The organism is Massilia consociata, from assembly GCF_042432755.1.
Classification (GTDB): Bacteria; Pseudomonadota; Gammaproteobacteria; order Burkholderiales; family Burkholderiaceae_D; genus Telluria; species Telluria consociata.
On sequence record NZ_JBHLWP010000013.1, the window covers coordinates 695,543 to 706,716 of the forward strand.

Sequence of the window (11,174 nt, forward strand, 5' to 3'; positions counted from 1 at the left end):
AGCGCTTTGCATTGGACGCGAGCGAACCAGGGGCACACCTGGACCCAATTGACGATCACACGCAGGAGACTTGCAGTGAAACACCAACGCACAACCACCGGACCACGCCTGGCCGAACCGCGCTTCCTTCTTTCGGCAGTCACTGTCGCGGTGCTGGCCTTGACCAACACCGCAATGGCGCAGGAAGCGCCGATGCAGCGCGTCGAAGTCACCGGCTCCTCCATCAAGCGCCTCGCCACCGAGAACGCCCTGCCGCTGACCACCTACAAAGCCGAAGAGCTGACCAACCAGGGCCTGACCACGATGTCGGAAGTCGCGGTGGCCCTGACCGTCGCCGCGACCAACGAACCGGTTGGCGGCGGCGGCGGCGGCACCATGATCAACATGCGCGGCCTGAACACCAACCGTACCCTGGTGCTGCTCAACGGCCGCCGCCTGGCCAACGAAGCACTGGGCGCCAGCTCGGTCAACGTCGACGTCATCCCGATGGCCGCCATCGAGCGCGTCGAAGTGCTGCGCGACGGCGCCTCGGCCCTGTACGGCACCGATGCGATCGCCGGCGTGGTCAACTTCATCACCAAGAAATCGGTCCAGGACGTGAGCATCCACGCCAGCACGGTGCAGCCGCAAAAGTCGGGCGGCGGCGACCAGAAGCGCGTGACCCTCGTCGCCGGCAAGGGCGACCTGTCGAGCGACGGCTGGAACGTCTACACCGCGTTCAGCGCCCAGCGCCGCGAGTCGCTGATGCAGAAGGACCGTCCGCACATCTGGGATCCGGTCAAGCTGGCGGCGCTCGGCGGCAACCCGTTCACCTCGAACGTCGCGGGCGGCTCGGCATCGCCTGCGAACTTCACGATCTACCGCAACGGCCGCTCCGCCAACATCACCGGCAACCCGTATTTCGCCACCGGCTGCGTGGCGCCGGGCCTGCCGCAGACCTCGATTCCCTCGACCCGCACCGCCACCAACGGCGCCAGGACCTGCGTTGCCGACCCGACCATCTACCCGCAACTGCTGCCGGAGAACCAGCAGGTAACCCTGTTCACCAAGGCCAGCCTGGCGCACGGCGAAGGCAAGGTGCTGACGGTGGAACTGAACCTGGCGCGCTCGTACATCGACGCCATCAGCCCGCCGCAACCGTTCGGTGCGAACACGAACTATGACGTGCGGACGGCCTCGCGCGTCCCGCTGATGATCACCCGGGCCAGCAAGTGGTACCCGGGCGGCAGCGGCGGCGTGCCGGCCGTGGCCGGCCTGAACGGCGAAGACCTGGCCGTCGCCTGGAGCCTGGACGAACTGGGCGCGGCCAAGCTGCACGACGTGCAGACCAACCACCGCCTGGTGGTGGCCGACGAAGGCCAGATCAAGGAATGGGATTACCGTGTCGGCGCAACCTACGGCTACAGCCACCGCGACAGCGGCTTCAGGGAAAACTTCGTGCGCACGCCGGGCGTGTACGCTGGCGTCGCCAACGGCATCCTGAACCCGTTCGGTGCGCAGGACGAGGCCGGCCGCGCCTACCTGGAAAGCATCTCGGCCGACGGCGAGGTCTTCCGCGCCGCCGACGTGCGCCACTACGGCGTCGACTTCAACCTGTCGCGCACGCTGATGGACCTGCCGGGCGGCTCGCTGGGCCTGGCCGTGGGCGGCGACTGGCACCGCGAGACCTACGAGGAAGACGCGCGCATGATCGGCGACGAGGTGGTCTGGCGGGTCAACGGCTCGCCGGGCAACAACCCGAGCGGCCAGCGCAAGGTTGCCGGCCTGTATGCTGAACTGGATGCCCCCGTCACGAAGGAACTGAACCTGAACTTCGCGGTGCGCGGCGACCATTTCAGCGATTTCGGCTCGACCTTCAACCCGAAGGCCAGCTTCCGCTACCAGCCGATGAAGCAGCTGATGGTGCGCGGTACGGTCAGCACCGGTTTCCGCGCCCCGACCCTGCCCGAGCTGTACGGCACCCCGCGCACGCTGACCACGTCGACCTCGCTCTGGGACGATCCGCTGCTGTGCCCGAGCCCGACCCCGAACGTGGCCGGCACCGGTAGCCTGACCACCGACCCGCGCTTCGCCGGCCTCGGCCTCGACGCCGAGCGTGTCTGCAACACGCGCCTGACCACGCTCACCGGCGCCAATCCAGAGCTGCAACCGGAAAAGTCGAAGACCACCACCGTGGGCTTCGTGATCGAGCCGGTCAAGAACTTCGTCGCCACCGTCGATTTCTGGAAGATCGACATGAAAGGCACGATCGCGCAGATCAACGAAGATGTCATCTTCGACAACCTGTCGCGCTACCAGGACCTGTTCGTGCGTAATGCCGACGGCACGCTGCAGTACATCACGAAGACGCGCCTGAACATGGGCGGCCTGAAGACCCAGGGTATCGACCTGAGCCTGAACTACTCGTACCCGACCAAGAACTGGGGCCGCTTCGGCTTCTCGATGGACGGCACCTATACCGACAAGTACGAAGGCCAGAACGACGCCGGCAGCCCGTGGGTCGACAGCGTCGGCAGGATCGGCGCCCTGTCCACCGGCTCCACCTCGGCCAACACGTACATCTTCAAGTGGAAGCACCAGGCGCGCGTGAACTGGAACTACGGCCCGTTCTTCGCACAGCTGACGCAGCAGTACACGTCGAGCTACGAAGACACCAACGCCCTGCCGACCCAGAAGCCGGGTCAGCCGTTCTACAACGTGATCTCGCCGTACCGCGTGTACAACCTGTCGACCTCGTACAAGTTCACGAAGAAGTTCAAGGTCGGCCTCGGCGTGAACAACCTGTTCGACACCGATCCGCCGCTGTCGAACCAGCGCCTGTCCTCGCGCGTCGTGTTTGCGCAGAACATCGCCAAGCCGATCGGCCGTGCCTTCACGGCACGCGCGGACTACACGTTCTAAGCGTAGTAGCAACGCGTACCTGACACGGGATGGACTGGTCGAATGCCATCCATCCCGTGTTGTTTTCTGCCCTCCTCCCTGCGGTGCGCCGGCGTGCCGCCAACGCATCCACGCCCATGAAGCATTTTCCTTTCGCCCTGCTCCTGTGGAGCGTGCTGCCTGCTTCTGCTTCTGCTTCCGCCGACGTCTCCCCTTCCCTGCCGATCCGCCAGGAAGCGCCGCCCGACGGCTGGGCCGCGCAGGCGGGCGGCACCCGCGGCGGCGCCGATGCGGCGGCGGCTAACGTCTTCACCGTCACCGACGCCGTGCAACTGCGCAGCGCCTTAAGTTCCGGCATCAAGGGCAGCCGGATCGTCCAGGTTGCGGGCGTCATCGACATGAGCGAGGGCCGTCCCTTCGCCAGCACGGCCGACCAGGCCAGGCGCGGACGGGTAGCCCTTCCGGCCAACACCACCCTGGTCGGCATTGGCGCCGGCGCCGGCTTCGTCAACGCGCACCTGAAGGTGGCGAAGGTCTCGCAGGTCATCATCCGCAACCTGAACCTGCGCAACCCCTGCGACGTCGCCCCCCGCTGGGACCCGACGGACGGCAAGAACGGCAACTGGAACGCGCAGTTCGACAGCATCTCGATCACCGGTTCGACCCACGTCTGGATCGACCGCAACAGCTTCACCGATGCGCCGGTCCTGGACGATACCCTGCCCGTCGAGAACGGCAAGCCCCGGCAGTGCCACGACGGCACGCTCGACATCAGCGATGCCAGCGACTACGTGACCGTCTCGTACAACCATTTCGCCCTGCACGACAAGACCATGCTGATCGGCGCCAGCGACAAGGCCGTGCAGGATGCCGGCCGCCTGCGCGTCACCATCAGCAACAACCTGTTCGAATACGTCGCCAGCCGCGCGCCGCGCGTGCGTTTCGGCCAGGTCCACCTGTTCAACAATTACTACGTGGGCGACCGCCGCCACCCGGTGTACCGGCACGGCTACAGCGTCGGCGTGGCAAAAGCGGCGCGCATCGTCTCGCATGCCAACGCCTTCGAGATCGCCGGCGCGCGCACCTGCCTCGATGCGATTCGCCCGTTCGCCTCCGGCGCGGATGCCGGCCTGTTCACCGACAGCGGCTCGCTGCTGAACGGCGCGGCGCTGGCGCCTGCCTGCAGCAACACCGGCAATCCCGGCGACACCGTCGCCTGGGCCGTCCCCTACCCGTTCAAGCCGCTCCCGGCCGACGCCGTCCCCGCCCACGTGCGGGCCCATGCCGGCGCCGGCAAATAACAAGGAAACGATATGAAAACCAAGCACATCAACCCACGCCGCCGCTCGCTGCTCCAGGCCCTTCCGGCATCGGTGGCGGGACTGGCGGCAAGCGGCCCGGCGCTGGCCGCGGCCGGCCGCGCCAAGGCCGACCCCGTGGCACAGGCCTGGGGCCGCGCCCAACAGATCATGGACCAGTTCAAGAAGCCGCTGGTATTCCCCAAGCGCGACTTCCTGATCACCACCTATGGCGCCGCGCCTTGCGAGGCGGTCATGGTGACCGGCTATGTGGCCGACCACGAAGAGGGCCAGGTCAGCACCCCGGCGCCGGGCGCCACCGACTGCTATGCCGCGATCGCGGCGGCCATCGCGGCCTGCAGCGCCGCGGGCGGCGGCCGGGTCGTGATCCCGGCCGGTAACTGGCTGGTGAAGGGCCCGATCGTCCTGAAATCGAACGTCAACGTGCACCTGGCCAAGGGCGCCCACGTCTACTTCAGCAACGATCCCGAAGACTTCGCCAAATACGGCGACTACGACTGCGGTCCAAAGGGCAAGCTGGTGATCTCGCGCTGGCAGAGCAACGACTGCCTGAACTATTCGCCGATGGTCTACGCCTACGGCCAGACCAACATCGCCCTGACCGGCGAAGACTGGACCAGCATCATCGACGGCCAGGGCGGCGTGCCGCGCGCCGACGGCGAGACCTGGTGGGACTGGAAGGGCAAGCGCAAAGGCGTCGCACAAAAGACCCCGAACCCGCAGCGCACGCAGATCGCCGTGAATCCGCTTAACCCGACCTCGATCCGGGCTGTCGCGCCGAACCTCGATGATGCGCAGGTCGCGCTGATGGAGGGCAAGAACGACAAGTGGCGCACCGACGAAGCCTACCTGCCGACCCTGTCGGAGGCCGGCGTGCCGGCCGCCAAGCGCATCTTCGGCCGCGGCCACTACCTGCGCCCGTGCATGGTCGAATTCATCGGCTGCACCAACGTCCTGCTGCAGGGCTACGAGCTGAACCAGGCGCCGTTCTGGCAGCACCACCCGGTCAACTGCAGCAAGCTGGAGATCCGCGGCGTGCACATGAACAGCCTGGGCCCGAACAGCGACGGCTTCGATCCGGAAGCCTGCAACACCGTGCTGGTGCAGGACTGCACCTTCAACAGCGGCGACGACTGCATCGCGATCAAGGCCGGCAAGAACCTCGACACCCAGTTCGGCCCGACCCAGAACGTGGTGATCCAGAAGTGCGTCATGAACAGCGGCCACGGCGGCGTGACCCTGGGCAGCGAAATGTCGGGCGGCATCCAGCACGTGTACGCGCAGGACATCGAGTTCCGCAACGCGCACTGGGCCACCGATCCGCTGAACATCGCGATTCGCCTCAAGACCAACATGAACCGCGGCGGCTTCCTGCGCCACTTCTACGTGCGCAACGTCACCATGCCCAACGGCGTGAACCTGAAGCCGCAGTTCTACACGCCGCTCCCGGGCTCGCCGATCAAACCGAAGTCGGTCGCGGCCGGCGCCGGCGGCGTCATCACCTTCGACTGCGACTATGCGCCGAACGCCGACAACGTGCGTACCCGTCCGCCGGTCGTGGAGCACATCCACATTTCGGGTGTAAAGGTCGGCAACGTCGCCACCAAGGACGGCCCGCGCTCGTGCCACCAGGCCCTGCTGCTGCTCGGCCCGGTCGCTTACGACTACAACGGCGACAAGCCGGTCGAGATCCTGCCGATCCGCAACGTGACCGTCACCGACTGCGACTTCGGCACCCCGGTGAACGCGGAGCAGCCCTGGTTCCTCTACAACGTGCGCGACGTGAAGCTGACCAACGTGCGCATCGGCGGCAAGGTGTACAACACCACCTTGCAGGCGTAAGCGACGCCCCGGACAAACAGCTGCCGGGGTGACTCAATAAGGCATGCCGCTCACGGCCAGCGGCAGCCGCCACAGCGCGCCCGCGCCGGTCATGTACAAGGTCTTGCCGTCCTTGCCGCCGAAGGCCGCATTGGTGACGTTGGCGTCCACCCGGATGGTCGCCAACGGCTTGCCCTGTGGCGAGAACACGCGTACCCGTTTCGCCCCATACTCGGTCACGTACAGGTTGCCGTGGCAGTCGAGCGTCATGCCGTCGGCTCCTTCCAGCCCGCTCACCAGCACGCGCCCGGCCTGCGGCAAGCCCTTGACGATGGGATAGGCCATCAGCAAGCCATCGGCGGCATTCGCGTACAACACGTCCCCGGCAGGCGACAGCGCGATCCCGTTGGGATTGGAGCGCGTGCCGTCCACCAGCGTCACCTCGCCGCTTGTCGCCACGCGGTAGATGCCCGTCACCGGCTGTCCGCCGGGCGCGGCTGCCTTTTGCCAGCCGGGGTCGGTAAAGTAGATCGACCCGTCGCGCGCGACAGCGAGGTCGTTGGGCGAGTTGAATACGTTCCCCTTGAAACTGCCGGCAAGCACATGCTTGCCTTCCCGGTCATGGCGCACCAGCGCCTTGTCCTTGTGGCTCGCGGCGACAAGGTTGCCGCCAGCGTCCACGGCCAGGCCGTTGCTGCCGCTGTCCTCGATCACGGTGCTCACCGTGCCGTTCTCCGCCAGCTTGCGTACGCGGGAGGGAAACCCCTTGGCGAAGCTGAAGTCGGAAAAGTAGAGCGCGTCCCCAATCCATACCGGCCCCTCGTACAAGCCGGGCTCGGCGCGCGAGGGCGTGACGGCGGCAACGCGTTCGGCCCTCAGTTCGCCGGAAGGCGGCGCGCCGCAGGATGCCGCGAGGCTGTTCTCCGCCATCAAGGGAAGCGTGGCGGCAAGCGTGGCGGTAAACAATATTTTTGGCTGAGTATGCATGCGAACATGATACTCGAAGGCCGGCGCACGTTTTTATGTGGCGGGAATTCCGGACGAGCCGGATAGCTGGTGGCCGGCCTGATCGACCGATCTCGAGCTGGCATTTCTGCGATAACAAGCAGGACGCCGACGAATGCGCGCGACTGGTTGTCAGCGGCCGAAAGCGTGCCACCGCGCCATCTCTCTGGTCGTTCGAACGGGATGGAGAAGCACTCCCGCAGCCTGGCGACCTGCACGTCATTACGGATTGGGAAGGGATCGCCCAATGCATCATCCGGATTACCGGCGTCGAGATCATTCCGCTCGATCGGATCACCGAGGAACATGCACGGCGAGAGGGCGAAGGAGACGGGTCGCTGGCGTGGTGGCACCGGGCCCACTGGGCTTACTATCACCGCGAACTGCTGAACAGTGCGTATGAACCACAGCCAGACATGCCGATCGTGTTCCAACGATTCGAATGCGTGTACCGTTGAGTGAGGGTGGTGTCGGCCGGATGCGCGGCGCCGGTGGAGGCGGCACACCTTGATCGGTTGGTGCGGGACGCCGGCGGGCGCGACGAGAGGCGCAGCGAGCAGTTCGAGACGCTTCAGGCCGGCATGGCATCCAGCCGGCTCTTGCTCATCAGGAATCCGGCACAGAAGCCAATCCCTGCGGCGCCCCAAGTAAGGGCAGCAACGATTTCAAACAGATTGATCAGCTCAGGGCGTATAAACGCCACCGGGACAAGGATGAGCGCGCGAAGAAGACAGACCGCCGCCATGCCGGCCAGCATCGTGCGCAGCAAGGGCAGGCGCCGCACCAAACCAAGCGCTGAACAGGCGTATAGGGCACAGATACCCATCAACACGGCAATGCCAGCCGTGGAGACGGGGGCCAGCCATGTACCGGCCTGCGCCGAGGCCTCGATCTGGGGCGGCGCGCCAAAGAACGCATACCAGGACGGCCCGCCAGCAATGGCGGCAACATGGATTGCAACGCCGACCAGGGAAATCGCCGCGGCCAGATAGGTAAAACGGGCATGGAGGGTTTTCATCGCTGACACGCTACCGGACGGTACCGGCAAAAGTTGCGTGAATTGTCACGGCGGAACTGGTTTCTTTGCCTACACGCCTGCTCAACGGCCGCTCCCGGCCCCAGTGCGGTCGGTCGGCAGAGGTCAGGCTACCGGATGAGTTGCCGAAACCGAGATCTCCTGTGGTGCGGCGAGCTGAGGCGACAGTCTGGGTTCGACCCGGAGCGGACATCCCTAAGAGACCAGTTATCCTTGTCGTCCTCCGCCACGTGGCAACCACGTCAGTAAGCGGTGGATCGAGTCAACGATTCCGAATAGCACGCCGAGTATGACAAAGCCGGTGAAAGCCCAGATTTTTTGCGTTGGGCTGTAATCAAATGACAAAATTTCTCCCAGCAGCACGATCGCGCCACCAGCCACGATCCCCATAGCGCTACCGACCAAGAGCGGCATTGCAATGAAATTAATTTTCTTAAACATGCTTCAGCCTCAATTCTGTTACCGCTAGAGAGGACATTCCCGTATTAAGGTCTGCTTTTGGCCTATTGTGTTGAAAAAGTCGTACAGCAACTTTTATAGCAAATTTTCGGTGGCGTCGACAGGCCGACTGACTCGCGTTCGTGCCATAGTGGCCGTTCTGCACAGTCGAGGTATCGATCTTTCGTTTCCGCCCAACACGAGAGACGAGGTTTTCAACACAATAGGCCGGTAGGGGACTCATCGTAGCGTCTGCTGCCGCCCCCAAAGCGGCCCTAGCGATGCAGGTTAGCTGTCTTGTCGCGATTACGCGTTTTACGGTGCTTGTGGGTCCATAGGACAGCCATCACGGCTCCGACCGCACCAGCACCCGAAGCCTCCCTAGATCCTCCGAGACTTCCCACAACAAACCCGGCTAGGTATGCTGAAATAACCAGGATCAGAAGTGTTGTTGTGAATTCAAAGCACGAACTACGGAAGGATGGATTTTGATTTGTCATTTTATCTTGGGCCAGCTGTACAGTCGTACAGATCAGATAGTCCGGTTCTGGCCGGTTCCAGTCCTTGTTAACGGCCAGAGCCGCTGTGAAGCAGCCGAAGCCACCCAACGGCATTACGTCGTCCGAAGCGCAGGCCAACGCTGGATCAGTCCTACCAGATGGACAATGCCGAATCCAAGGCAAATGGCAGAACTCCAGAGAACGAAGGGCGTCACTTGGCCGCCCAGCGCGAGCACCGCAGGTGCAAACGCCAGCCCGCGCACGACATAGATCGTGGTGATCACGATCAGCACAGGCCTGAGAAGCGGCAGTCGGTGAATCGCGCCCGCTCCTGCCAGCGCGTAAACGGACCACACACCCAGTACGGCTGCGATACCGGTCGTGACCAGGGCCGGGTAATAGTCTCCTTGCGCGGCTGCCCGGGCAAAACGTTCGCCGGCACCGAAGAAGCGATACCAGTCCGGGCCGCCGACGATCATCAGAAGATGAAGAACTGCCGCGCTGGCGCTGAGCAGCGCGCCGGCGGCGAGGAACATGTTCACGTGTTTGGGCATGGTGCGCTATTGGGCTGACTCGCATTACCACGGCGCGAGCGACATTCGATGCTGGGAGAGACCGCCGCCGATTCTACAGGGCGGCACCCATCCAATTCACGCAGATTGTCACTCTGAAAGCTGCCCTTGGCCCGATGCCAGTCACTTGAGAACCGCGAGGACACGTAGGGTGGGCGGCTCTACCGACCGCGCGAGCAAGCCGGCACGCCAGCGCCGCCCACGCGTTCAACAGGTGCATGAAGCGCCGCGCAGGCAGCATCGCCGTGGTTTGAACGCGTGGGCGGCTTCCAGAGCGCCTGGCGTTCATGCTGTCGGGTGGAGCCGCCCACCCTACGAACCCACCAAGAGCGTCTAACAAACCTTTCAGGGCAAGGCGCAGCGCCGAAGACAGTACGCCTGTACGGAGAGGCGGTGCAACGCAGCCATGGAGGTTTGGTTAGGCGCTCTAAATGACTGGCATTGGCTTTTGGCCGATCTTGCTGAATAACTGAACAACCTCGAGCCCAAGCTCAAAGGCTACTTGCCCGATATCTCGAGCACTTCCTGCACCCGGCTGGCGCCCACCCCCACCTTTTCGCCGCCGCCCATCAGGAAGATGCGGTTACCGACGACGGCCGCGCCGTGTCCGTGCCGTGGGGTCGGCATGGCCGGCAGGGCCGACCAGCGGTCCGTTTTGGGATCGTAGACCCAGGCCTCGGCGAACACTTTGCTGGTCGGGACGAACTGCTCGCCGCCGAAGGCATACAGCTTGCCGCCGTAGGCCGCCGCGGCCAGGCCGCCCTGGGCCTGCGGCATCGGGGCCCGGGTCTCCCAGCGCCTGGTGGCGGGGTCGTAGACCTCCAGCGTCGCCACGTTGACCGGGCGCTGCCTGCCGTCGGCCTGCTTGACCATCTGGCGGCCGCCCACCACATAGATCTTGTCGTCGATGACGGCCGCCGCTGCGCTGTTGCGCGCGCTCGGTGCATCGGGGATGCGCTCCCAGCGGCCCGAACGCACATCCAGCGCCTCGGCCCGATTCGTATCCGTGTGCTCGCTGATGTGCTTCGCTTCGGGGCTGGCCGGGACGCGTCCACCGATGAAGTAGATTGTTCCCTTGATTGAGGCGACCACGCCTTCGGCCCGTGCCTGCGGCAGGGACGGGCCGGCCGACCACCGGTTGGCCTGGGCGTCGTAGACGAACACCGTCGCATGGGCGCGCCAGTCGGGGATGGCGCCGGAGAAGCCGCCGATGCCGTAGATCCTGCCGCCGGCCTCGGCCAGGGCGATATGGTGCCGTCCTTCCGGCAGGGGCGCGAGCGTGGTCCAGCGGCCGGCTTTCACATCGTAGGCTTCGACATGATCGGTATAGCCCGGCGCCCCTGAGAGCACGCCGCCCGCCACGATGATCCGGCCATCGAGCACGGCAGGATAGATCTCCTGCCGCGCCACGGTGGCGTCGACCGTCCGCGACCAGCGCACGGCCGGCGCCGCGTCGGTGGCTGCCTGTGCCGCAGCCTGATAGGGAATGGCGACCAGCGCGACGGCCAGCACTGCCGGCAGAATGGTATTCAAGGGTTCTCCTTCGATTTTTCTTGAGCGGATGGACAGGTTGACAGGATGCCCGCCACTATACCGTCATCGG

The 11,174-nt window shown here is 64.9% G+C and carries 9 protein-coding genes; 4 read left to right on the forward strand and 5 right to left on the reverse strand.

All coding sequences use genetic code 11. The annotated features are described in order from the left end of the window. The first annotated feature begins 75 nt into the window (after positions 1-75). The 3 genes from ACFFJK_RS16350 to ACFFJK_RS16360 all read left to right on the forward strand — a co-directional run bounded on the left by ACFFJK_RS16350 (position 76) and on the right by ACFFJK_RS16360 (position 6,041). A complete protein-coding gene (locus ACFFJK_RS16350) occupies positions 76-2,901 on the forward strand; it encodes a TonB-dependent receptor plug domain-containing protein (RefSeq protein ID WP_379680521.1) in 2,826 nt (941 codons plus the stop codon). 116 nt (positions 2,902-3,017) lie between these two features. Further along, entirely contained in the window at positions 3,018-4,181 is a 1,164-nt protein-coding gene (locus tag ACFFJK_RS16355; protein ID WP_379680522.1) for a pectate lyase family protein, read from the forward strand. 12 nt (positions 4,182-4,193) lie between these two features. After that, positions 4,194-6,041, forward strand: coding sequence for a glycoside hydrolase family 28 protein (locus tag ACFFJK_RS16360; RefSeq protein ID WP_379680523.1), 1,848 nt, complete (start codon positions 4,194-4,196; stop codon positions 6,039-6,041). A 33-nt stretch (positions 6,042-6,074) separates the two neighbouring features. On the opposite strand, the gene ACFFJK_RS16365 is transcribed toward ACFFJK_RS16360, so the two are convergent. Next, a complete protein-coding gene (locus ACFFJK_RS16365; RefSeq protein WP_379680524.1) occupies positions 6,075-7,007 on the reverse strand; it encodes an SMP-30/gluconolactonase/LRE family protein in 933 nt (310 codons plus the stop codon). Between the two features lie 35 nt (positions 7,008-7,042). On the opposite strand from ACFFJK_RS16365, the gene ACFFJK_RS16370 reads away from it, so the two are divergent. Continuing rightward, the gene (locus ACFFJK_RS16370) at positions 7,043-7,483 is read left to right on the forward strand and encodes an ASCH domain-containing protein (protein WP_379680526.1); all 441 of its coding nucleotides are present in this window, start codon (positions 7,043-7,045) and stop codon (positions 7,481-7,483) included. Positions 7,484-7,596: 113 nt separating this feature from the next. Here the strand turns inward: ACFFJK_RS16370 and ACFFJK_RS16375 are convergent, their stop codons facing one another. The 4 genes from ACFFJK_RS16375 to ACFFJK_RS16390 all read right to left on the reverse strand — a co-directional run bounded on the left by ACFFJK_RS16375 (position 7,597) and on the right by ACFFJK_RS16390 (position 11,104). Then, complete coding sequence (locus ACFFJK_RS16375) at positions 7,597-8,043, reverse strand: hypothetical protein (protein WP_379680527.1); 447 nt, start codon at positions 8,041-8,043, stop codon at positions 7,597-7,599. Between the two features lie 225 nt (positions 8,044-8,268). Further along, the gene (locus ACFFJK_RS16380; protein ID WP_379680529.1) at positions 8,269-8,502 is read right to left on the reverse strand and encodes a hypothetical protein; all 234 of its coding nucleotides are present in this window, start codon (positions 8,500-8,502) and stop codon (positions 8,269-8,271) included. A gap of 610 nt (positions 8,503-9,112) precedes the next feature. Then, positions 9,113-9,553 carry a hypothetical protein gene (locus tag ACFFJK_RS16385; protein WP_379680530.1) on the reverse strand — a complete coding sequence of 147 codons (441 nt, stop codon included), beginning with the start codon at positions 9,551-9,553 and terminating at the stop codon, positions 9,113-9,115. A 516-nt stretch (positions 9,554-10,069) separates the two neighbouring features. Continuing rightward, entirely contained in the window at positions 10,070-11,104 is a 1,035-nt protein-coding gene (locus tag ACFFJK_RS16390; RefSeq protein WP_379680532.1) for a Kelch repeat-containing protein, read from the reverse strand. Positions 11,105-11,174: the final 70 nt, after the last annotated feature.

What these genes read in the sequence shown, in the direction of transcription:
- ACFFJK_RS16370 (WP_379680526.1), top strand. Translation starts at nt 7,043, where the DNA reads ATGTGGCGGGAATTCCGGACGAGCCGGATAGCTGGTGGCCGGCCTGAT.
- ACFFJK_RS16355 (WP_379680522.1), top strand. Translation starts at nt 3,018, where the DNA reads ATGAAGCATTTTCCTTTCGCCCTGCTCCTGTGGAGCGTGCTGCCTGCT.
- ACFFJK_RS16385 (WP_379680530.1), bottom strand. Translation starts at nt 9,553, where the DNA reads ATGCCCAAACACGTGAACATGTTCCTCGCCGCCGGCGCGCTGCTCAGC.
- ACFFJK_RS16365 (WP_379680524.1), bottom strand. Translation starts at nt 7,007, where the DNA reads ATGCATACTCAGCCAAAAATATTGTTTACCGCCACGCTTGCCGCCACG.
- ACFFJK_RS16360 (WP_379680523.1), top strand. Translation starts at nt 4,194, where the DNA reads ATGAAAACCAAGCACATCAACCCACGCCGCCGCTCGCTGCTCCAGGCC.
- ACFFJK_RS16380 (WP_379680529.1), bottom strand. Translation starts at nt 8,502, where the DNA reads ATGTTTAAGAAAATTAATTTCATTGCAATGCCGCTCTTGGTCGGTAGC.
- ACFFJK_RS16375 (WP_379680527.1), bottom strand. Translation starts at nt 8,043, where the DNA reads ATGAAAACCCTCCATGCCCGTTTTACCTATCTGGCCGCGGCGATTTCC.